General features: G+C 70.9%; 24 protein-coding genes. 5 read left to right on the top strand and 19 right to left on the bottom strand.

Features of this window, described 5'->3' with window-relative positions; translation table 11 throughout:
- The first annotated feature begins 36 nt into the window (after positions 1 to 36).
- Both J2S55_RS01055 and J2S55_RS01050 read left to right on the top strand, forming a co-directional pair.
- Positions 37 to 747 carry an ATP-binding cassette domain-containing protein gene (locus J2S55_RS01055; protein WP_306856629.1) on the top strand — a complete coding sequence of 237 codons (711 nt, stop codon included), beginning with the start codon at positions 37 to 39 and terminating at the stop codon, positions 745 to 747.
- A gap of 141 nt (positions 748 to 888) precedes the next feature.
- On the top strand, positions 889 to 1,560 hold the full coding sequence (locus tag J2S55_RS01050; protein WP_306856628.1) for a hypothetical protein: 672 nt from the start codon (positions 889 to 891) through the stop codon (positions 1,558 to 1,560).
- Between the two features lie 128 nt (positions 1,561 to 1,688).
- Here J2S55_RS01050 and rlmN read toward each other — a convergent pair whose 3' ends face one another.
- Positions 1,689 to 2,813 (bottom strand): dual-specificity RNA methyltransferase RlmN, encoded by a 1,125-nt coding sequence (rlmN, locus tag J2S55_RS01045; RefSeq protein ID WP_306856627.1) that lies wholly within the window; start codon positions 2,811 to 2,813, stop codon positions 1,689 to 1,691.
- A gap of 64 nt (positions 2,814 to 2,877) precedes the next feature.
- On the opposite strand from rlmN, the gene J2S55_RS01040 reads away from it, so the two are divergent.
- A complete protein-coding gene (locus J2S55_RS01040; RefSeq protein WP_306856626.1) occupies positions 2,878 to 3,960 on the top strand; it encodes a suppressor of fused domain protein in 1,083 nt (360 codons plus the stop codon).
- Positions 3,961 to 3,980: 20 nt separating this feature from the next.
- On the opposite strand, the gene J2S55_RS01035 is transcribed toward J2S55_RS01040, so the two are convergent.
- The 6 genes from J2S55_RS01035 to J2S55_RS01010 all read right to left on the bottom strand — a co-directional run bounded on the left by J2S55_RS01035 (position 3,981) and on the right by J2S55_RS01010 (position 9,132).
- Positions 3,981 to 4,805 carry a phosphatidate cytidylyltransferase gene (locus J2S55_RS01035; RefSeq protein WP_306856625.1) on the bottom strand — a complete coding sequence of 275 codons (825 nt, stop codon included), beginning with the start codon at positions 4,803 to 4,805 and terminating at the stop codon, positions 3,981 to 3,983.
- 69 nt (positions 4,806 to 4,874) lie between these two features.
- Positions 4,875 to 5,432, bottom strand: a complete 558-nt coding sequence (gene frr / locus J2S55_RS01030; protein ID WP_306856624.1) for a ribosome recycling factor — start codon at positions 5,430 to 5,432, stop codon at positions 4,875 to 4,877.
- Between the two features lie 100 nt (positions 5,433 to 5,532).
- Positions 5,533 to 6,231 carry a UMP kinase gene (pyrH, locus tag J2S55_RS01025; protein ID WP_306856623.1) on the bottom strand — a complete coding sequence of 233 codons (699 nt, stop codon included), beginning with the start codon at positions 6,229 to 6,231 and terminating at the stop codon, positions 5,533 to 5,535.
- 124 nt (positions 6,232 to 6,355) lie between these two features.
- On the bottom strand, positions 6,356 to 7,189 hold the full coding sequence (gene tsf, locus J2S55_RS01020) for a translation elongation factor Ts (RefSeq protein WP_306856622.1): 834 nt from the start codon (positions 7,187 to 7,189) through the stop codon (positions 6,356 to 6,358).
- Positions 7,190 to 7,333: 144 nt separating this feature from the next.
- Positions 7,334 to 8,251 (bottom strand): 30S ribosomal protein S2, encoded by a 918-nt coding sequence (gene rpsB / locus J2S55_RS01015; RefSeq protein ID WP_306856621.1) that lies wholly within the window; start codon positions 8,249 to 8,251, stop codon positions 7,334 to 7,336.
- A 278-nt stretch (positions 8,252 to 8,529) separates the two neighbouring features.
- The gene (locus J2S55_RS01010) at positions 8,530 to 9,132 is read right to left on the bottom strand and encodes an ArsR/SmtB family transcription factor (protein ID WP_306856620.1); all 603 of its coding nucleotides are present in this window, start codon (positions 9,130 to 9,132) and stop codon (positions 8,530 to 8,532) included.
- Between the two features lie 103 nt (positions 9,133 to 9,235).
- Between J2S55_RS01010 and J2S55_RS01005 the strand changes: the two genes are divergently transcribed.
- Positions 9,236 to 10,474: an MFS transporter gene (locus J2S55_RS01005; protein ID WP_306856619.1), complete on the top strand. Its 1,239-nt coding sequence runs from the start codon at positions 9,236 to 9,238 to the stop codon at positions 10,472 to 10,474.
- On the opposite strand, the gene J2S55_RS01000 is transcribed toward J2S55_RS01005, so the two are convergent.
- Positions 10,413 to 11,774 (bottom strand): APC family permease, encoded by a 1,362-nt coding sequence (locus J2S55_RS01000; RefSeq protein WP_306856618.1) that lies wholly within the window; start codon positions 11,772 to 11,774, stop codon positions 10,413 to 10,415. The two genes, J2S55_RS01005 and J2S55_RS01000, sit on opposite strands and share 62 nt — an antisense overlap.
- A gap of 589 nt (positions 11,775 to 12,363) precedes the next feature.
- Here J2S55_RS01000 and J2S55_RS00995 point away from each other — a divergent pair.
- Positions 12,364 to 13,104: a murein hydrolase activator EnvC family protein gene (locus J2S55_RS00995; protein WP_306856617.1), complete on the top strand. Its 741-nt coding sequence runs from the start codon at positions 12,364 to 12,366 to the stop codon at positions 13,102 to 13,104.
- A 273-nt stretch (positions 13,105 to 13,377) separates the two neighbouring features.
- Here the strand turns inward: J2S55_RS00995 and dprA are convergent, their stop codons facing one another.
- From dprA to rimM, 11 genes are all read right to left on the bottom strand, one after another.
- Complete coding sequence (dprA, locus tag J2S55_RS00990) at positions 13,378 to 14,568, bottom strand: DNA-processing protein DprA (protein ID WP_306856616.1); 1,191 nt, start codon at positions 14,566 to 14,568, stop codon at positions 13,378 to 13,380.
- On the bottom strand, positions 14,565 to 16,148 hold the full coding sequence (locus tag J2S55_RS00985; RefSeq protein WP_306856615.1) for a YifB family Mg chelatase-like AAA ATPase: 1,584 nt from the start codon (positions 16,146 to 16,148) through the stop codon (positions 14,565 to 14,567). The genes dprA and J2S55_RS00985 overlap by 4 nt, the downstream gene beginning before the upstream one ends.
- The gene (locus J2S55_RS00980) at positions 16,145 to 16,315 is read right to left on the bottom strand and encodes a hypothetical protein (RefSeq protein ID WP_306856614.1); all 171 of its coding nucleotides are present in this window, start codon (positions 16,313 to 16,315) and stop codon (positions 16,145 to 16,147) included. The genes J2S55_RS00985 and J2S55_RS00980 overlap by 4 nt, the downstream gene beginning before the upstream one ends.
- Positions 16,316 to 16,669: a YraN family protein gene (locus J2S55_RS00975; protein ID WP_306856613.1), complete on the bottom strand. Its 354-nt coding sequence runs from the start codon at positions 16,667 to 16,669 to the stop codon at positions 16,316 to 16,318.
- Between the two features lie 109 nt (positions 16,670 to 16,778).
- Positions 16,779 to 17,102, bottom strand: a complete 324-nt coding sequence (locus J2S55_RS00970; protein WP_012888569.1) for a DUF2469 domain-containing protein — start codon at positions 17,100 to 17,102, stop codon at positions 16,779 to 16,781.
- Between the two features lie 37 nt (positions 17,103 to 17,139).
- On the bottom strand, positions 17,140 to 17,826 hold the full coding sequence (locus J2S55_RS00965; protein WP_306856609.1) for a ribonuclease HII: 687 nt from the start codon (positions 17,824 to 17,826) through the stop codon (positions 17,140 to 17,142).
- 89 nt (positions 17,827 to 17,915) lie between these two features.
- A complete protein-coding gene (gene lepB / locus J2S55_RS00960; protein WP_306856608.1) occupies positions 17,916 to 18,542 on the bottom strand; it encodes a signal peptidase I in 627 nt (208 codons plus the stop codon).
- 9 nt (positions 18,543 to 18,551) lie between these two features.
- Positions 18,552 to 19,415, bottom strand: coding sequence for a signal peptidase I (lepB, locus tag J2S55_RS00955; protein ID WP_306856606.1), 864 nt, complete (start codon positions 19,413 to 19,415; stop codon positions 18,552 to 18,554).
- Positions 19,416 to 19,566: 151 nt separating this feature from the next.
- Positions 19,567 to 19,920, bottom strand: a complete 354-nt coding sequence (rplS, locus tag J2S55_RS00950) for a 50S ribosomal protein L19 (protein ID WP_306856604.1) — start codon at positions 19,918 to 19,920, stop codon at positions 19,567 to 19,569.
- A 268-nt stretch (positions 19,921 to 20,188) separates the two neighbouring features.
- On the bottom strand, positions 20,189 to 20,956 hold the full coding sequence (gene trmD / locus J2S55_RS00945; protein WP_306856601.1) for a tRNA (guanosine(37)-N1)-methyltransferase TrmD: 768 nt from the start codon (positions 20,954 to 20,956) through the stop codon (positions 20,189 to 20,191).
- Between the two features lies 1 nt (position 20,957).
- On the bottom strand, positions 20,958 to 21,473 hold the full coding sequence (gene rimM, locus J2S55_RS00940) for a ribosome maturation factor RimM (protein WP_306856599.1): 516 nt from the start codon (positions 21,471 to 21,473) through the stop codon (positions 20,958 to 20,960).
- Positions 21,474 to 21,534: the final 61 nt, after the last annotated feature.

Here is a 21,534-nt window from a genome sequence, read left to right as displayed (position 1 = left end):
CTGGTAAAGCGAGTGATCGCGGTAAGGTGACCGCCTATGCGCCTTTCCGAGGTGTCCTTCCGATATTCACGCCGTGCCCCCTGGATCCTGCGGGACGTCGAGCTCGCGCTCCGCCCGGGCTCCGTCGTCGAGGTCACCGGGCGCAACGGCGCGGGCAAGTCCACGCTGCTGCGCCTGCTCGCCGGGATCATCCCTCCGTCCCGGGGTTCGATCACCGATCGGCCCCGTGTCGTCGGCTACGCCCCCGACGTCTTCCCCGTGGACCAGCCGTTCACCGTCACCGCCTACCTGGCCCACATGGCCAGGATCCGGGGCATCTCCGCCGCCTCCGCCGAGGAGCTGGCCGGCCGGCTGAACGCCACCCACCTGCTGTCCCAGCCGCTCGGTGACCTGTCCAAGGGCAGCGCGCAGAAGATCGGGCTGATCCAGGCGCTGCTGGTCCCGCCCGGCCTGCTGATCCTGGACGAACCCTTCGCCGGGCTGGACGAGCAGACCCGCACCGAGCTCCCCGTGATCATCGGCGAGATCGCCGCCGCCGGCGGGACGGTCGTGGTCAGCGACCACCAGAACCAGCTCCAGGACTTCCCCGGCGCCGACCACTGGCTGGTCGCCGCCGGCGCGATCACCACCCAGGCCGGGGACCGGCCACGGCAGGCGGTCATCGAGGTGCTCGTGGACGCCGCCGAGGCCGAGGAGATCGAGCAGAAGCTCCGCGCCGACGGCTACACCACCAGGCGCCTCCAGTGACGGCCGGGAAGCCTCCTCCGAGCGGCGGCGCCGTCTCCCGGCCGGGCGCCTTCGCAGCCCTCCGGCACCCGCCGCATACCCGGAGACACCAGTGATCCCGCCCCGACGCGCCGGCGTCCAGCACCTGTCCGGGAGACGCCGATGACGCCCCTCGTCCGTTTCAAGCTGGCCGCCTACGCCCGGTCGCACCGGCTGTTCCAGCCGATCATCGGACTGCTGGCGATGCTGGCCGTCTTCTACTCCTCGACGGTCCCGCCGGGCAAGGAGCTGTCCTCCTACGCCGACTCGGCCGGGCTGCTCATCCTCGTCTTCGCCTGGGCGGCCCGGGGGCTGCTCGACACCGAGCCGGCGACACAGCGGCTGATCTCGATGACCGCGGCCGGCCGGCCCGGCCGGGAGGTCGGCGCCGGGCTGCTCGCCGCCCTCATCGTCAACCTCGCGATGGCGGCGACGGCGGTCGCGGTCCCGCTGGCCGTCGGCTTCGCCGCCACGCCCGCACCGGTCGACCTGGTCCAGGGCGCCGTGCTGCACCTGCTCGGCCTGAGCGTCGGGACGGCACTGGGCGCGCTGACCAGCAGGCCGATCCTGCCCTCCCCCGCCGTCTCGATGCTGGCCCTGTTCGGCGGCTATCTCGTTCTGCTGCTGGTCAGCCTCACCCCGGCGGGCCGTTTCACGGTGCCGATCATGCCGTGGATGCGCGCGGCGAACGCCGGCACGCTCAGCGGGGCCCTGCTCGCGCTCGCCGCCGCGGCGCTGTTCTGGTCGGTGGCGGGCATGACCGTCTACGTACGGCTGCGCCGTACCCGTCCCTGAGCGCCCGGCGGCGGCCCCCGGCTCCGGCGGTGTCCGCCGCCCGCAGGACCGCCGCGGCCGGCCGTCGGTGTCCGTCGCGACGCGCCGCCGGCGGCGGCAGCCGTACGGCGGGCCGCCTGGGCGGCGGGCTACTCGGCGGCGGCGAGCTGGCCGCAGGCGCCGTCGATCTCGCGGCCCCGGGTGTCGCGGACGGTCACCGGGACGCCGTGGAACTCCAGGCGGCGGACGAAGGCCCGCTCGTCCTCGGGGCGGGAGGCCGTCCACTTCGAGCCCGGGGTCGGGTTGAGCGGGATCAGGTTGACGTGCACCAGCTTGTTCTTGATGAGCTTGCCGAGCAGGTCGGCCCGCCACTCCTGGTCGTTGATGTCCTTGATCAGGGCGTACTCGATGGAGACGCGGCGCTTGGTCTTGGCCGCGTAGTCCCAGGCCGCGTCGAGGACCTCGGCGACCTTCCAGCGGGTGTTGATCGGCACCAGGGTGTCGCGGAGCTCGTCGTCGGGCGCGTGCAGGGACAGCGCCAGCGTCACCGGCAGGCCCTCGGCGGCGAGCTTGCCGATCGCGGGGACCAGGCCGACGGTGGAGACCGTGACGCCCCGGGCGGAGATGCCCAGGCCGGAGGGCGAGGGCTCGACCAGCCGGCGCACGGCGCCGATCACGGCCTTGTAGTTGGCCAGCGGCTCGCCCATGCCCATGAAGACCACGTTGCTGACCCGGCCGGGACCGCCGGGGACCTCGCCGGCGGCCAGGGCCCGCGCACCGGCGACGACCTGCTCGACGATCTCGGCGGTGGTCATGTTGCGGGTCAGACCGGCCTGGCCGGTGGCGCAGAACGGGCAGTTCATGCCGCAGCCCGCCTGGGAGGACACGCACATGGTGGTGCGGTCGGTGTAACGCATGAGGACCGACTCGACCAGCGCGCCGTCGAACAGCCGCCACAGTGTCTTACGGGTGGTGCCGCCGTCGGTCGTCATCTCCCGGACCGAGGTCAGCAGCTTGGGGAACAGCGCGGTGGCGATCTTCTCCCTGGCCGTGGCCGGCAGGTCCGTCATGAGCTCGGGATCGCCGTTGAACTTGTCGAAGTAGTGCCGGGAGAGCTGGTCGGCGCGGAAGGGTTTCTCACCCAGCTCGGCGACGGCCGTCCGCCGCTCGGCCATGGTCAGGTCGGCCAGGTGACGCGCGGGCTTCGCCCTGCGAGGCGCCACGAAGGTGAGCTGGCCGGGTGCGGGGGTCCCGGACGGGCTGACAGTCGACAAGTCCAACGCCTTCTCTCAACGGTTACTCGAAGCGGTAGTCGACTCTGATCTAGAGTCCGGAGGTATGGCGACAATCCGCCCCTCAGGCGAGCGGGGAGACGGCGTCGAGGTTGTGCTCACCGACATCAATCCCTACGGGAGCCGCACCCTGGTGGTCGAACGCGACGAGACTTCCTCGGTAGCTTACCTGTGCGGGGCCGGAGGCATTGTGCACGGAGCGGTATGGCTGGCCAACCACGGCCCGGCTCCGGCGGTGATCGACCTGGACCGCCTGAACTCCGGGCTGCCTCCGACGGCGCCCCGGGCGAACACCCGGCACCCCGACGGCAGGCCCCCGCTGGGCACGCTGCGACCGCTGTGGTTCGAGGAGGGCGACGGCGTCGCCCTGTACGAGAACGACGGACTGCTCGCCGTCATTCCTGGTTGGGCGGACACGGGCAGGGGCATGCCGGGCTACTCCCGTGACGCGGTGGGCGAATCACCTCTCGCCTGGTCGCTGGATGAGGCCCGCGAGAGCCTGGACCTCCGGCTGGCCAAGGCCCGCGCCTACTGGGACTGGCGGGGCAGCGACGGCGCCTGGGCCTCCTTCCAGCAGTTCGTGATGGGCCATCTGGACCGGGCGGTGGGGAGCGCGGGCCGGTTCTGGGACGCCGGGGGCGACCGGTTGCCCACGGTCGGCATCACCGAACGGCCGCCGGAGCCCGGGCGGGAGCACACGGTCCTGTCCACGGTGGGGATGAGCTGCCAGCGGATGCCCACCGTGGAGCAGTACATCGACCGCCCGGACGCCTACGCCCGGGTGGAGCTCGCCGTCGCCACCTCCGGCGACGCGCGGGACGCCGCCCGGCTGTTCCTGTGGCTGGGCCAGTATCCGTGGCACTCGGTCACCTGGCTGGGCCACGGCCACACCGCGAAGTGGTATCACCGGCCGGAGACGTTCCCGCTCGGCCCCGCCTACAGCGGCGTCGTCATGCTGACCGGGCTGCCGGGTCTGCCGGACCTGTCGGGCTTCACCTTCGGCGGAGACGCCGTGCAGTGGCTCTGGCTGGTCCCGATCACCGCCGACGAGCTGCACCTGGTCGCCGAGCACGGCTACCGGGCGCTGCTCCCCCGGCTGTCGGCCGACCGGCTCATCCGGGCGGGATGACCGGCGGGTCCCGGAGGGCGTCAGACGAGCAGGGAGAGCAGCGCCCAGACCGGGATCAGCGCGGCGACGAGGGAGTCGAGCCGGTCCATCAGACCGCCGTGGCCGGGCAGCAGGGTGCCCATGTCCTTGACGCCGAGGTCCCGCTTGATCACTGACTCGACCAGGTCGCCGAGCGTGGCGAAGACCACCACGACGGCGCCGATCAGCACGCCCTTCCAGACGGCACCGTCCAGCAGCCACGCCACCAGCCAGCCGCCCACGGCCATGCACGCCAGCGCCGACCCGGCGAAGCCCTCCCAGGTCTTCTTCGGGCTGATCAGCGGGGACATCTTGTGCTTGCCGAAGGAAATTCCTGCGAAATATCCGCCTATGTCACTCGCGACCGTGGTGGCGATGAAGACGACCACCCGGTCGGGGCCGTCGAGCGGATGCGCGAGCAGCAGCGCCACGAATCCGGCGAGCAACGAGGGGTAGACCACGACCAGGACGGTCGCGGTCATGTCGCGGACGTAGCCCTCGGTGCCCTGGAACATCCGCCACATCATCAGCACGAGCACGGTCATCGCGAAGACGCCGACCAGCCACGCGGGCCCGCCCCAGTAGGCGCCGCCGATCATGGCGGCCATCCCGGCCAGGACCGGGATCAGCGGGACGTTGATGTCCCTGGCGGCGAACGACTTGACCAGTTCGGTCACACCGACGCCCACCGCCGCGATCACCACGGCGAGGAAGAGCTCCTCGACGAAGTAGAGGGAGCCGATGGCCACAGCTCCCAGTCCGGCGCCCACCGCGATCGCGACGGGAAGATTCCGGCCGGTACGGCTGCCGCCCGCCGCAGATTCCAAGGGGGTCCTACTCTCATACACAAAATCCTTGTCCCGCGCGGACCTCCGCGCGAGACAAGGATGAGGGGCTCAGACTTCGAGCAGCTCGGCTTCCTTGTGCTTGAGCAGCTCGTCGATCTTGGCAACGTGCTTCTGGGTGAGGTCGTCGAGCTCCTTCTCGGCGCGACGCACCTCGTCCTCGCCGGCCTCGCTGTCCTTGACCAGCTTGTCGAGGACATCCTTGGCGCTGCGGCGGATGTTGCGGATGGAGACCCTGGACTGCTCCGCCTTGTTCCGGGCGACCTTGATGTATTCCTTGCGGCGCTCCTCCGACAGCTCGGGGAAGGCCACACGGATGACCTGACCGTCGTTACCGGGGTTCACACCGAGATCGGAGTTGCGGATCGCCTTCTCGATCGCGGCCATCGAGCCCTTGTCGAAGGGCTGGATGATGACCATGCGAGCCTCGGGGACGTGGAACGAGGCCAGCTGCTGAATGGGCGTGGGCGTCCCGTAGTACTCAGCGCTGATCTTGTTGAACATCGACGGGGTGACACGGCCCGTGCGGATACCGGCGAAGTCGTCCTTCGCCACCGACACTGCCTTGTCCATCTTTTCCTCGGCTTCGAGGAGGGTATCGTCGATCACAGCGGCTCCCTGTCTTCTCGGTCACTCACCATTTGCTCACTCGCTTCGCGGGACGCTCCTCCGTCGCGTACCACTCCACTCGCTACGTCAGGCTCGCTCCCTATTTCCCTGCCGGACTCACCAGCGTGCCGATCTTCTCACCGTGCACCGCCCGGAGGATGTTGCCCTCGCCCATGAGGTCGAAGACCACGATGGGCAGGCCGTTGTCCATGCACAGGCTGATGGCGGTGGCATCCATGACACCGAGGCCGCGGGTCAGCACCTCACCATATTCGAGGTGGTCGAACCGGACGGCGTCGGGGTTCTTCCGGGGGTCGTCGTCGTAGACGCCGTCCACCTGAGTGCCCTTGAGCAGCGCCTCGGCACCGATCTCCAGCGCGCGCTGCGCGGCGCAGGTGTCGGTGGAGAAGAACGGCGAGCCGAGCCCGGCCCCGAAGATGACCACGCGCCCCTTCTCCAGGTGGCGGATGGCGCGGCGGGGCAGGAAGGGCTCGGCGACCTGCTGCATGGTGATGGCCGTCTGAACGCGGGTCTCGATGCCCCGCTTCTCCAGGAAGTCCTGGAGGGCCAGGCAGTTGATCACGGTGCCGAGCATGCCCATGTAGTCGGCCCTGGCGCGGTCCATGCCGCCGGCGGACAGGGCGGCGCCACGGAACATGTTGCCACCGCCGACCACGACCGCGACCTGCACGCCCTTGCGGACGGCCTCGGCGATCGAGTCGGCCAGGTGGCCGACGACAGCGGGGTCGATGCCCTGCGGCTCTCTGCCGGCGAACGCCTCGCCCGACAGCTTCAACATGACCCGCTTCCAACGGAGCGGGCCCGGATACGACGAAACCGCCGACGTAGCGGGTTCTGAGTTCTCCGACACGGCGGCGGCCTCCTCGTTTAGTGCTCTGCTGCTGAGAGAAGCTGAGTTAAGACTAAGCCTGACCGACCTTGAAGCGGACGAAGGCCTGCACCTTGACGCCGTTCTCGTCGGCGAACTTCGCGATGGACTTCTTGTTGTCCTTCACGAAGGCCTGCTCCAGCAGGGTGAAGTCCTTGTACCAGCCGTTGATGCGGCCGTCGACGATCTTGCCGATGGCGGCCTCGGGCTTGCCCTCCTCGCGGGTCATCTCCTCGAAGAGCGCGCGCTCCTTCTCGATGACGTCGGCGGGGACGGCGTCGGCGTCGAGGTACTTCGGAGCCATCGCGGCGGCGTGCTGCGCGATATCCTTGGCGACCTGGGCGTTGGCGCTGTCGAGCTGCACGAGAACGCCGACCGCCGGCGGGAGCTGCGGGTCGGTCTTGTGCATGTAGGAGCCGATGAAGCCACCCTCGAGCACCGCGAAGCGGCGGATCTCGATCTTCTCGCCGAGCGCGGCGTTGGCCTCGTCGAGGTGCTCCTTGACGGACTTGCCGTCGAGCTCGGACTCCAGCAGGGCGGGCACGTCGGCCGGCTTGGTGTCCAGGATGTGCGCGACGACCTGGGCGGCGAGCTCCTGGAAGCGCTCACCCTTGGCGACGAAGTCGGTCTCGCAGTTGAGCTCCAGCAGCGCGGCGGCGGAGTCGCCGGACTGCTTCAGGGCGACCAGGCCGTTGGAGGCGGTGCGGGCCTCACGCTTGCCCACGTCCTTGGCGCCCTTGAGGCGCAGGAGCTCGACGGCGCGGTCGAAGTCGCCCTCGGACTCCTCAAGAGCCTTCTTGCAGTCCATCATGCCGGCGGCGGTCAGCTCACGAAGCCGCTTGACGTCGGCCATGTTCACGGAAGCCATTGTCTTTTCCTCGTGGGGATCATCACTGATCTCAGAAGTCGGCATGAGATCAGGTGGCTGGGTGGATCGGGTGGGTGCCTCGACTGAGCGCACCCACCCGGAGGAGCCTTGCGGGTCCGTACGGCTGGGCCGTACGGGAAGGGCCTAGGCCTGCTTCTCGGTGCCCTCGGCCTCGGCGGTCTCGGCCTCGGCGTCGTTCTCGGCGACCGGGGCGGCCTCGGCCGGAGCCTCGGCGGCCGGAGCCTCGGCGGCCGGGGCCTCGGCGGCCGGAGCGGCCTCGGCGCCGGCGAGGAGCTCCTGCTCCCACTCGGCCAGCGGCTCGGCGCCACCGGCGACGGCCGGCTTGTCGTCGCCGCGGTTGGCGCCGGCGCGGGCCATGAGGCCGGCGGCGACGGCGTCGGCGACGACGCGGGTCAGCAGGCCGACGGCGCGGATGGCGTCGTCGTTACCCGGGATCGGGTAGTCGACCTCGTCCGGGTCGCAGTTGGTGTCGAGGATCGCGACGACCGGGATGTTGAGCTTGCGGGCCTCGCTGATCCCGATGTGCTCCTTCTTGGTGTCGACGACCCACACCGCGCTGGGGACGCGGGACATGTCGCGGATACCGCCGAGGGTGCGCTCCAGCTTCTCCTTCTCACGCCGGCGCATGAGGAGCTCCTTCTTGGTGAGCCCCGACGCGGCGACGTTGTCGAAGTCGAGCTCCTCGAGCTCCTTCAGACGCTGAAGCCGCTTGTGCACGGTGGAGAAGTTGGTGAGCATGCCACCCAGCCAGCGCTGGTTGACATACGGCATGCCGACACGGGCCGCCTGCTCGGCGATGGCCTCCTGGGCCTGCTTCTTCGTGCCGATGAACATGATCGTGCCGCCGTGCGCGACGGTCTCCTTGACGAAGTCGTAGGCCCGGTCGATGAAGGCCAGCGACTTCTGCAGGTCGATGATGTAGATGCCGTTGCGCTCGGTGAAGATGAAGCGCTTCATCTTCGGGTTCCAGCGACGGGTCTGGTGACCGAAGTGAACGCCGCTCTCGAGCAGCTGTCGCATGGTGACGACGGGGGTGGACATGTGATTGTCCTCCAGGTCGGAGCGCCCGCCGGGGCGCTGATCTCGGTTGACGCGACAGCCTGCGGCTGTCGCCCTGATGCCCCGAGCCGGCTCCAGCTGGGCTCTCACCCGGACCGAGGGGACGGCTCTTGACGGGGCATGCGAAGTCGGCCCACGAGTGGCAGGCCATCGAAAAGTGTACCCGTAGACGGGCCTCGCCCTGACCTCAGCACGTCAAGGCCGGCCTATCGTTCCTGATCGTTTCCGGCTGGGATCCGCGCGCCGGCCGCCGCGCCCGGTCACTCCCGGGGCAGCCCGTGCGGCCTCCGCTCGGCGTGCGGGAAGAGGCTGATCTGGGCTTCGGAGATCCGCGCGCCGGCCGGGGCCCGCTCCCGCTCCCGGGTGGTGAGCCGGTAGGGGGCGATCAGCTCGTCGATCTGCTCACTGAGCCGCTTGAGCTCCTCGGCGTCCACCAGCAGGAGGGCCCGGCTGAACACCGATGCCGCCCGCCACTCGGGGGGCTCTCGGTCGAAGTTGCCCAGCGCCCGGGTCACCTCGTCGGCCGCCCGGTCGCGCACGGCCTTGATCAGCAGGTCCTTCGCGGCCCGGACCTCGGGCCGGTCGTCCGGCTCGGGGCTGACGGTCAGCCCCCCGCCGGGGGCGGCCCGCCACAGGCGCTCCCTGCCGTCGCCGCGCGCCGGAGCGTCCTCGGCGAAGCCGTACTTGGCGAGCATGCGCAGGTGGTAGCTCGCCGCGCTCGGCGTGACGCCGACGACCTCGGCCACGTCGGTCGCGGTGGCGGGCCCCTCGGTCTGGAGCCGGTTCAGGATGGCGAGCCGCGCGGGATGGGCGAGCGCGCGCATCGCCATGGGATCGGTGAGCGGCCTGCGTGCCTCGGTCATGTGCAAACCGTACCCATTTCAGATCTGAAGCATTGCCTTCACAACTATGAAGGATTATCTTCATAGTTGTGAAGGATTCCTTTCAGAAAGTAGCGTGATCCCCGTGTTCCAGCCCCTCCCCCTGCGCAAACAGCGTGACTACCGGCTGCTGCTGTCCGCCCGCGCCGTCTCCGAGACCGGCACCGAGGTCTCCCGGCTGGCCGTGCCGCTGACCGCCGCCACCCTGCTCGGCGCCTCCCCCGCCCAGATGGGCATGCTCGCCGCCGCGACCTCGCTGCCCTACCTGCTGATCGGGCTGCAGGCGGGCGCGGTCGCCGACCGGCTGAAGCGGCACCGGCCGGTCATGATCGGCTGCGAGGTGGTCTCGGCTCTCGCCATGGCCACGATCCCGCTGGCCTGGATCGCCGGGCTGCTGACCGTGCCGTGGCTGATCGCGGTGGCGTTCACCGTCGGGACCTGCATGGTGATCTTCCGCGCGGTGAACTTCCCGCACATGGTCGCGGTGGTGCACGACAGCCAGCGGACCGAGGCGCTCGCCGGCTTCCAGTCGGCCTACTCCCTGGCGAGCGTCGGCGGCCCCGGGCTCGCCGGGCTCCTCGTCCAGCTGATCACGGCGCCGTTCGCGATCGTGGTCAACGCGGTGTCGTTCCTGGCCTCCGCGTTCCTGATCCGGGCGATCAAGGCCCCCGAGGCCCACACTCCCGCTCCCCCGCGCGGCATGTGGACCGAGATCCGCGAAGGTCTGCGCAGCGTGGCCGGGCACCCGACGCTCCGCGCGCTCGCCGGCTGCGGAATGACGATCAACTTCTTCGGCCCCGCCTTCATCGCGCTGTTCGTGATCTACTCGCTCAACGTGCTCGGCCTGCCCGCCGGGCTGGTCGGCGCGCTCACCGCCTTCGCCGGCGTGGGTGGCCTGCTCGGCGCCGCGCTCACCCCGCGCCTGGCCCGGCGGTACGGCGAGAACCGGCTGCTGGTCCTCTCGGTGCTGCTCTTCCCGGTCGACTTCGTGGCCGCGGCCCTCGCCTCCGGTCCGACGTGGGCGAAGTTCCTTCTCATGTCCGCCAGCACGCTGGTCACCGGTATGGCCATCGTGGCCTTCTCCATCTGCTTCGGCGCCGTCGTCCTCCGCGAGGCCCCCGCCGAACTGCGCGGCCGGGTCAACGCCACGATGACCTTCATGATCCAGGGCGTCGTCGCTCTGGGCAGCCTCACCGGCGGTCTGCTCGGCGAGCTGCTCGGGCTCCGTCCGGTGCTGTGGATCTGCGCGGCCGGGGTGCTGCTCACGATCCCGTGGATCTGGTTCTCCCCGCTCCGCGACTCCTCCGCACAGCCAGCACGATGAAGCCGGCGGCCAGCCAGACCAGTCCGACGAGCTTGGCGAGGGGGGCGGCCAGGGCGATGATCCAGATCGCGACCAGCCCGCCGGCCACCGGCACCAGCAGGTGCCGCCACCAGTCCCGGCTCCCACGCCGGACCCGGAAATATCCGATCACGGAGGCGTGCAGCATCGCGAACGCCGCCAGCGCGCCGATGTCCACGATCGAGACCAGGACATCGAGGCCGTCGTCCCGGCTCGCCGCCCAGACGGAGACCGCCAGGGTGATCGCCCCGGCACTGAGCAGCGCCACCCTGGGCGTCCCCGACCTGGGGCCCACCGCCGACAGCCCGTGAGGCAGCCCCCCGCCCCTGGCCATGCCGTACAGCAGCCGTCCGGCCGCCGCCACCGCGGCCATCGCGGCGAACGCCGGGCCCACCGCTTTGGCGATCTTCATCAGGGTGGCCAGCCAGGGCGAGACCGACGCGCCGGTCACGTCGTAGAACGCCGTGCCCTGCGCGGCCGGGTGCGCGGCCAGCTCCGCCGGGGGCACCGGGTCCAGCACCCCGGCCAGATAGCTCTGGAGCACGAACAGCAGCCCGGCCACCCCCAGGCAGAGCAGCACCGCCCTGCCCACCTGGCGGGAGTCGCCGCTGGCCTCCTCGGCGAAGGAGGCGATGGCGTCGAAGCCGAGGAACGACAGGACCGCCACCGAGACGGCGCCGATCACCGCGGCCGTCGTCGTCCCCCCGAGCCCGGTGAACGGCGACAGCCACGGCCTGGCCGGACCCTCGCCGATCAGCACGGCCACCGCCATGACCACGAACACGGCCAGCACCACGATCTCGGCGAGGAGCACCACCAGACCCACCCGGGCGGCCAGCCGCACTCCGGAGACGTTCAGCGCCGTGGTCACCACGAAGGCCAGCGCCGTGAAGGCCCAGGCCGGGACGGCCGGGAAGAGCGCATGCAGCGCGATCCCGGAGAACAGGTAGGCCACGCTGGGGATGAGCAGATAGTCGAGCATCACCAGCCAGCCGGCCAGGAACCCGGCGCCGCGCCCCAGCCCAGCCGACGCGTAGGCGAACACCGACCCCGCCTCCGGCACCACCCGCGACATCTGCGCGTATGAGACGGCGGTGAAGGCCATGGCGATCGTCGCGATGACGTAGACGAGAGCCACCGCGCCGTTGCTCTTGGCGTCGAGCACCCCGAACACGCCGACCGGGGCCAACGGCCCGATGAACAGCAGCCCGTAGACGATCAGATCCCGGGCCGAGAGCGTGCGGCGCAGGGCGACCCGCTCTTCCACCTCGTGTTCTTCCACGTCAGTCCCCCTTTTCCGAGGCTACGGGGACTGCTTTCCCGAGGCTACGGGGGACCGCCCAAGGCTACGGGGACCGCCCCGCCGCCGGGAGGACGGATGCTCCCCACCTCGGCAGCACCGCCACACGCCCGGCCCGGCCACCGTACGGCGGCGCTCGCGCCCACCCCCGGCCGCACCACGCCACACGGCGTCTCCCGAGACCCCACCGACCTCACGCGGACCCACCGGCAAGCCACACGGCGTCTCCCGAGACCCACCAACCTCACACGGACCCACCGGCGCGCCCCACGGCCCCACGAGATCCCACCTACATGGGCGCGGACCCACCGGGGTGCCACACGGCCTCGTGAGATCCCACGAGACGACACGACTACCCACCGATATCGGCGCAGCCCCATCTACGCGCCACACGGCCCCACGAGCTCCCGTACGACGGCACGCGACCCCACCGACCTCACGCGGACCCGCCGGCGTGCCGTGCGATGGCGGCCGGACGGGGAACGGTCGATGTCCACAGCCGGGGAGCGCCCGTCCACAGAATGCCGCTCGGCGCGCTCGGAGCCGACGGGGATCTCTCATCCTCGGGAACGTGAACCCTCTCCGTGCCCTCGGGATCCGAGCCTCGCTGCCCGCCCTGCTGACCGCGCTGCTGTCCGCCGCACCGGGGGCGGCGGGTGCGCACAACCCGATCGGCAGAGACGGCATCACCGCCCAGGGCGGCACCATCGACCCGAGCACCCAGGGCAGCGCCGGCGGCCCTCGCAGCGCCATGACACAGGACGGCCCGATCGGCCCGATCGGCCCTGTCAGCTGGGTCAGTCGGGTCAGCCGGGTCAGCCCGATCGGCGGGAGCGGAGCGCCCGAGCCCTGGGCCCGTTGGGACTGGCCGCTCGCCGGGCGGCCCCGTGTGCTCCGCGGCTTCGCACCCCCGGCCCAACCCTGGCTGGCCGGGCACCGAGGGGTCGATCTCGCCGCCGCACCCGGAGCGGAGGTTCACGCAGCCGGAGCCGGGACGGTGGGTTACGCGGGGCCGCTCGCGGAGCGGGGTGTGGTGACCGTCCTCCATGCCGACGGCCTGCGGACGACCTACCTGCCTGTCCGTCCGTCGGTACGGCGCGGCCAGACAGTGGGTCGGGGCGAGGTGATCGGTGCCGTCCAGGACGTTCCCGGTCACTGCCCGGCCACCTGCCTGCACTGGGGCCTGCTCCGTGACGACCTGTATCTCGACCCGCTGCTCCTGCTGGGCCACGGCCAGGTCCGGCTGCTCCCCGTCTGGCCCGCACCCCAAGGTCACGCCGGCGACGGAGCGGGACTCCGCCCACACCAATAACGAGGACGGAGCCTGATCACACCAGTGGCCGACCGGGATTCCACTCACACCAGTGATGGGGCGGAGACCGATCACACCAGTGACCAACCGGGACTCCGCTCACATCACTGACAGAGCGGCCCGATCACACCAACAACGGGGGCGGAACCCGACCACATCAGTGACGGGGGCAGAGACCGATCACACTGGTGACCGACCGGGACTCCGCTCACATCAGTGATGGAACGGAGATCCCTTCTGGTGGGGAGGCGCCGCTTCTGGGACGGATCGCTCTCATCGGCCCGGCGGTCTTTCGGGGCGCAGGCGCCAGCCTCGGGGGACACGCTCGATGTGTCCGGCGGCGGCCAGGCCGCCGAGGCAGGACAGCACGGTCTCCAGGTCGACGCCCGCGGCCACCGCTATCGTCGCCGGGCCCGCGCCGGTCCGGGCGGGCACGGCCTCAAGGACCCTTCGGGTGTCGGGGTCCAGCCGGTCGCGCGGGAGCACCGGGCCACGCGCTTCGGGAGCAAGGTCACCGCCCATCGCCCCGACAAGCTCGATCATCTCCTCGGGGGTGGTCACGCAGACGGCCGTCCCCTGCCGGATCAACCGGTGACATCCGGCCGAGGTCTGCGAGGTCACCGGCCCCGGCACGGCGGCCAGGTGGCGGTTCAGCGAGATGGCGTGCCCCGCGGTGTTGAGTGCCCCGCTGCGCACGGCCGCCTCGATCACCACGGTGCCCCGCGACAGCGCGGCGATGAGCCGGTTGCGGACCAGGAAACGCGGCCGGATCGGGGTGGCGCCCATCGGGCACTCGCTCACCAGCACCCCCTGCGAGCGCACTGCCGCGAACAGCGAGTGATGCGCGCTGGGGTAGGCGATGTCGGTGCCGCAGGCGAGCACGGCGACGGTCGGCGTCTCACCGGCGAGGGCGCCGCGGTGGACCGCCCCGTCGATGCCGTAGGCACCGCCCGAGACCACGCTCCAGCCGCGTTCGCTCAGCCCGGCTCCGAAATCGGCCGCGACATGCGTGCCGTACGGCGTGGCGGCCCGGGAGCCGACGACCGCGACCGACCGCAGGCAGGAGAAGCGCAGGTCGGCCTCACCGTGGAGCCAGAGGGCATGGGGACCGGACTCGCCCAGGTCGCCCAGCTGGGTCGGCCATTCGGGGTCGCCGGGGATCACCAGGCGGGCCCCGTGGCGCTCCCCTTCGGCCAGGTCACGGGCGGGATCGGCCGTCTCCAACCGGGCTGCCCAGGAGGCGAACATCCGCTCAAGCCTGGCCGCGAGCCGCTCCTGCCGCGAGCCGGCCGGGCCCGGATGGCGGGACCGCGTGAACCACCGGGCGAACTCCGGATCGGGGCGCCCCCGGCGGACCTGGCCGACGGCGGCCTGCGGGCCTCGGGAGGCGACGAGCCTGCCCATCACCTCGTCACCGGGCTCGGCCAGCCGCATCAAGGTGACCCGGGCGAGCCGCTCGCTCACCGCTCCTCCCCCAGCCACAGTCCGAGCGCGGTGTTGGTCTCCTCGACCTCCGGTCTGTCCCTGCCGCCGAGGTCGGCCAGGGTCCAGGCCACCCTGAGCACCCGGTCCAGCCCCCGGGCGCTCAGCTCGCCGCTGTCCAGACAGCGGAGCAGGGGGGACATCGCCTCGGGTCGCGGGCGGTATTCGGCGTGGAGCGCGCGGGTCGGCATCTCCGCGTTGCACCGCCACGGCCTGCCCGCGAACCGCTTGGCGGCACGTCCGCGGGCCAGGAGCACCCGCTCGGCCACCACCCGGCTCGGCTCGATGAACCGGCGGTCGGCGAGGAGCTCGCGCCGGGTCGACCGGTGGAGGGTGGCCTTGACGTCGATCCGGTCGAGCAGCGGGCCGGAGAGCCTGGACAGGTAGCGACGGCGGACCGCGGGGGTGCACCGGCACGGGTCCTCGGGACTGGACGGCTGCGCGCACGGGCACTGGTTGGCGGCCAGCACCAGCATGAACCTGGCCGGGAAGGTGACCGAGCCCAGCGCCCTGGAGACCGTCACCCGGCCCGATTCGAGCGGCTGCCTGAGCGAGTCGAGGACGGTCGCCGGATATTCGGGGGCCTCGTCCAGGAACAGGACTCCCCGGTGGGCGAGCGACACCGCGCCCGGGCGGATCACCCCGCTGCCCCCGCCGATGACGGCCGCGACGGTCGCGGTGTGGTGGGGCGCCACGAACGGCGGGCGGGTCAGCAGCGGACGGTCGGCCGGCAGCACCCCGGCGACCGAGTGGATCGCGGTCACCTCCAGCGCCGCGTCCCGCTCCAGCGGCGGGAGCAGGGTGGGCAGCCGCTCGGCGAGCATCGTCTTGCCGGTGCCCGGCTGGCCCAGCATCCAGAAGTTGTGGCCGCCGGCGGCGCAGACCTCCAGCGCGCGGCGGGCGGCGGGCTGGCCGGCCACGTCGCCGAGGTCGGGGGCGCTCTCGGACGGGCCGTCCGGGACGAACGACCGCGCGCCGTCCGATCCGCCGGCGGGGCCGGGGAGCCCGACGGACGGGGTGTGCTCGGCCAGGGGCACGTTGACCGGGTCGTCACTGCGCAGCCAGCTCACCAGCTCACCCAGTGTGGCGACGGGGATCACGGTCACGTCCGGCACGAGCGCGGCCTCGGCGGCGTTGTGCGCGGGGACCACGACGGTGCCGGTTCCGGCCCCGGCCGCGGCGAGCACGGCGGGCAGCACCCCGCGCACCGGTCTCACCGAGCCGTCGAGACCGAGCTCGCCGAGGAAGAACAGCCGGGCGACCTTGGCGCGGGGCACGGCCCCGGCCGCCGCGAGCAGGGCCACGGCGATCGCCAGGTCGAAGACGCTTCCGCGCTTGGGCAGGCTGGCGGGGAACAGGCTGACGGTGATCCGCGCGTCGGGCCATCCGTAGCGGCTGTTGACCACGGCCGAGCGGACCCGGTCACGCGCCTCGCTCAGCGCGGTGTCCAGCATGCCGATGAGGTGCAGGCCCGCCATGCCGGCGCCGACGTCGGCCTCGACGTCGACGAGATGGCCTGCCACCCCGACCAGCGCGATGCAGCGGGTGCGGGCGACGGTCACGGTGTCGCCTCCTGGGCGGCACGCACGGGGCGCAGCCGGTCCGGGCAGCGGCCCGGTGTGGGGCCGTGACCGCCCCTGGGCGTGCCCAGGGGGCCGGCGAGCCGGTGGGAGCCCGCCCCGGGCGAGGCGGCCGTCAGCCGGGGCAGCGAGCGGCAGGGCTCGGGCATCTAGCACACCCCCCGCTCGTGGCGGAGGACGAGATCTCCGGCGAACCGCTCAAGGGCGATGACGTCGACGCGGATGGAGCCGTATCGCTCAGGCCGGGTGGCCAGCCATCTGACCGCGAGCCTGCGCAGGCGGGAGAGCTTCGCCTCGGTGACCGCCTCGAAGGCGGTGCCGTGGCTGCGGCCGGAGCGGGTCTTCACCTCCACCACGACGAGCGCCCGCCCCTCCCGGGCGACCACGTCGATCTCCCCGTCCGGGCACCGCCAGTTGCGATCCAAAATCTGCATGCCGTGCGCCAGCAGATAGTCGACGGCGACCTGTTCGCCGTGCCTGCCGAGCTCGTCCTTCGCGGCCATGGAACCACCTCCGGTCCCAGACCTTCGCTCAGCTCGCCCCGGTCCCGGCGGACCGGATCCGATTCTGTGGATACTCAGCCGGACGCGGGCCGCGCCTGTGGAGAACTCCTCAGTTGGAGAAACCCTCCTTGGGCATCTCAAGATCCGGCTTGGCCAGCTCCTCGACGTTGACGTCCTTGAAGGTGACCACGCGGACGTTCTTCACGAACCTCGCCGGTCGGTACATGTCCCAGACCCAGGCGTCCTGCATCTTCACGTCGAAGAACACGTCGCCGTTCTCGGCCGTCCGGACGTCGAGGTCGACCGAGTTGGTCAGATAGAAGCGCCGCTCGGTCTCCACGACGTAGGTGAACAGTCCGACGACGTCGCGGTATTCACGGTAAAGCTGCAGCTCCATCTCGGTTTCGTATTTCTCGAGATCCTCTGCGCTCATACCGATCCTCCTGTTGCACGCCTTCCGGCCCGCCCGATCAGGCGAGACCGGCCCCCATTTCATTCTCACCCATCAGCCCACCGGGCCCGGACCGCGCCACCGTCGCGAACGAGAATCGGTGGGCCGGACACGGGCCGTGAGTTTCGAGCGCCCTGCGATGGCTCACGGTGCCATACCCCTTGTGCACGGCGAAACCGTACTCGGGATGGCGCTCGTCGAGCGCGGTCATCATCCTGTCGCGTGTCACCTTCGCCACGATCGAGGCGGCCGCCACGCAGGCCGCGACCTGGTCTCCCTTCCACACTCCGAGCGACGGCACGGGCAGGCCCGAGACGGGGAACCCGTCGGTGAGCACGTAGCCGAGGTCACAGGACAACCGGGCGACGGCCCGGCGCATTCCCTCGATGTTGGATCTGTGCAGGCCGCGCGCGTCGATGTCGGCCGGTGGGATGACCACCACGCTGACCGCCTCCGCGGCCGCCATGATCAGCTCGTACAGCGACTCGCGCCGGGAGACGGTGAGCAGCTTGGAGTCGTTCAGGCCGCCGATCCGGCGGCTGAGGACCACCGCGGCGACCACCAGCGGGCCAGCGCAGGCGCCCCGGCCGGCCTCGTCGACGCCGGCCACGGGACCCAGCCCACGGCGGGCCAGAGCCCGCTCGTAGCCGTACAGTCCCGAATCCCGCCGGACCACACTCGGCGTGGGGCGGAACGCAACCGTCATGGCACCACGGCAGACATAGCGACCATGACCCGAGAGTACGCCCCATCCGGACCGTTCGGTACCGCTATCTCACCTTGGCGGGGCTGTCCCTACTTCGCCGTGGCGAAGATCTCCGGCTTGGCGAAGATCTCGGGCGTCGAGAGGACCGTCGCGTGGGAGAACGGCCAGAAGATCGCGAAGGCCCGGCCGATCACGTCGTCCTCGGAGATCGTGCCCTCGCCCTCCTGCTCCTCGTGGTCGCGCGAGTCCGCGGAGGCCGAGCGGTGGTCGCCCATGACCCAGAGCCGCCCCTTGGGCACGACCTTCTCGAACTTGCCGCCCGCGGCGAAGTCGTCGGGGTGCAGGTAGGCCTTCTCGTCGATCGGGACCCCGTTGACGGTGATCCGGTTCTGGGCGTCACAGCACTTCACGGTGTCGCCGCCGACCGCGATGACCCGTTTGATGGTGTCGCCGCCCGGCCAGCCCTTGAAGACCACCACGTCACCGCGTTCGGTCTCACCGTGCAGCTTGTTGACGACCACCCGGTCGCCTTCCCGCAGGGTGTTCTCCATCGACTCCGACGGGATCTTGAAGGGCTGGACGACGAACGCCTGCAGCAGCAGCGCCACCACCACGCCGGACACGATCAGGGCGACCGTCTCGCGCAGTCTGCCCTTGCGAGGTTCTGCCTTCTTGCTCTCGGATTCCGCGGACTTGCTATCGGGTTCCACAGTCATGAGGTACGGCTACCGCCTTGAAAGCCGACGACGCCACAGCACCAGCGGCACGGCCCCCGCGAGGCCGCCGAGGAGCGGGACCGCTCCGGCCGCGGCGGCCGCCTTGAGCGCGGGCTGCTGGAAGGTGTCGGGGATGGGGAGGATCTTAGCTCTGGAGAAGGGCCACACGATCACGAAGGCACGGCCGACCACCTTGTCCACCGGGATCGTCCCGCCGCCGGGGTCGCCGGTGTGGGAGCGGGAGTCGAGGGAGACCGCGCGGTGGTCGCCCATGACCCACAGGCGGCCCTCCGGGACCTTGACCTCGAAGGGATCGCGGGAGGGCAGGTCACCCGGGTAGAGGTAGTCCCGCTCGTCGAGGGGCACCCCGTTGACCGTGACCCGCCCCTGGACGTCACAGCACTTCACGGTGTCGCCGTGGACGCCGATGACGCGCTTGATGTAGTCCTTCTCGCCGGGGACCACGCCGAAGGCGGTGCCGACCCAGCGGAAGAAGGCGGAGACCGGGTTGGACGGCTCCGGCAACTGGACCTCACCGTCCCAGGAGTCCACGCCGGAGAAGACCACGATGTCACCGCGCTCGATGTCACGGGTGTGGTAGACGAGCTTGTTCACCAGCACCCGGTCGTTCGTCAGGAGGGTGTTCTCCATCGACTCCGACGGGATGTAGAACGCCTGGATCACGAAGGTCTTGATCAACAGCGCGAGGACCAGCGCGACGACGACCAGGACGGGGAGCTCCTTCCAGAAGGAGCCCTTCTTCTTGTCCTTGTCGCTCTCGGCGGTCTTCTGTGCGTCTTCGGCGACCACGCCCACCTCGTCCTCGACAGGCCGACGCGAGGCCGTGCCGTACTCCCGGTCTTCGCTAGTCATCGTGACGAGCCTAGATGATGGTCGATGTCATCCGACTGCCCGCCGGGTCACCATGGCTATGCGTCTTGCCCATAGGAGGTCAAAACCCTCCTTGCACACGGCTGGCCCGCACCCCGGGAGGGGGACGGGCCAGGACGGCACGGCGCGGGCTCTAGCGGGCGTCGCGCTTCTCGCGGATGCGGGCGGCCTTGCCGCGCAGGTCGCGCATGTAGTAGAGCTTGGCGCGGCGGACGTCGCCACGGGTCACCAGGGCGATCTTCTCGATGACCGGGCTGTGCACCGGGAAGGTGCGCTCGACGCCGACGCTGTAGCTGACCTTGCGGACGGTGAAGGTCTCACGGGCGCCACTGCCCTGGCGACGCAGGACGAAGCCCTTGAAGACCTGGACACGGGAGCGGGTGCCCTCGATCACTCGGACGTGCACTTCGAGCGTGTCACCGGGGCGGAAGTCCGGGATGTCGCTGCGGAGCGTGGCCTTCTCAAGCTCAGTGATCAGCGTGTGCATGGCAGTGGTACCTCATTTACGCGAGCACCCGGAGGTCCATCCGGCCGCGACGGAGCGGCATCATGATGGACACGCGTGCTGAATTGGACTGTGTCTTGGGAGTCAGGCCCTCTGCCCGACGGCGCGCGCCAACCAGCGGACAGTCGGCGGCAACGGTTCAGTCTGCCATATTTTCGCGACCGACCGGAAATCAACCAGTCAGAACGCCCCGGCGGACCGGTCCCACGGCCCGGGGACGACAGGCGGCCCGCCGCCCTGACCCCGGCGGTCAGCCGGAGAAGCCGAGCTCCGCCAGGACCTGGCGGTCATGCTTGTCCAGGCTCTCCGGATCGAGCGTCGACAGCAGCTCGGGCCGGTTCTTCGCGGTACGGCGGAGCGCCTCGTCCCGCCGCCACCGGGCGATCTTCCCGTGGTGCCCGGAGAGCAGGATCTCCGGGACCTCGCGCCCCCGCCATTCGGGCGGCTTGGTGTGGACCGGCCCCTCCAGGAGGTTCTCCATCGCCCCCGGCGCGAACGAGTCGTCCACGGCCGAGTGGGCGTTGCCGAGCACGCCGGGCAGCAGCCGCCCGACGGCCTCCACCATCACCAGCACCGCCACCTCGCCGCCGGCGAGCACGTAGTCGCCGATGCTGACCTCGTCCACGCGCATGCGCGAGCCGTACTCGGCCATGACCCGGGAGTCGATGCCCTCGTAGCGGGCCGGGGTGAACAGCAGCCACGGCTCGCGGGCGTACTCCATGGCCAGCTTCTGGGTGAAGGGCACCCCGCTGGGGGTCGGCACGATGATCCGGGGCTGCGCGCCGGGGCCGGCGGCGAGGACGGTGTCGATGGCCTCGCCCCACGGCTCGGGCTTCATGACCATTCCGGGCCCGCCCCCGTAGGGGGTGTCGTCCACCGTGCGGTGCACGTCGTGGGCCCAGTCACGGAGCTGGTGGAGGTGGACGTCGAGGATGCCGCGCTCGCGGGCCTTGCCGATGAGGGAGACGTCGAGCGGGGCGAAGTATTCGGGGAAGATCGAGATGACGTCGATGCGCATGTCAGACGGCCTGGTCCGGGTCGAGCAGGCCGGCGGGCCCGTCCACGACGAGGAGGCCCTTGTCCAGGTCGATCACGGGGACCAGCGCCTTCACGAACGGCACGTAGACCTCGGCCGTGCCCCGCCGTACGACGAGCAGGTCCTGACCGTGGTGGAGGACGTCGGTCACCTCTCCGACCCTCTCGCCGTCGGGGGTGACCACGGCGAGGCCGATGAGCTGGTGGTCGTAGAACTCGTCGGGGTCCTCGGAGGGCGGGATGTCCGCCGAGTCGATGACGAGCGTGGTGCCGCGGAGCGCCTCGGCGCGGTCGCGGTCGTTGACGCCCTCGAACCTGACCAGCAGGACTCCCGAGTGCCAGCGCCGGGACTCGACGACGAGCGGACCGGTCGACGCGGGGTCGGTGGCGACGGCCGTGCCCGGGGCGAAGCGTCCCTCCGGGTCATCGGTGCGGACCTCCACGGACACGTCGCCGCGGAGTCCGTGCGGGCGGCCGATCCGGCCTATGACAAGCTGCACGCCCGCCTCCCAAAGTTAGTCGTGTGTGGCAGAAAGCAAACGGGCCACCCACTGGATGGGT

This window comes from Streptosporangium brasiliense (assembly GCF_030811595.1).
Taxonomy (GTDB): domain Bacteria; phylum Actinomycetota; class Actinomycetes; order Streptosporangiales; family Streptosporangiaceae; genus Streptosporangium; species Streptosporangium brasiliense.
The sequence above is the reverse complement of the archived record's forward strand: the minus strand, read 5'-3'. Positions and strand labels throughout refer to the sequence as shown.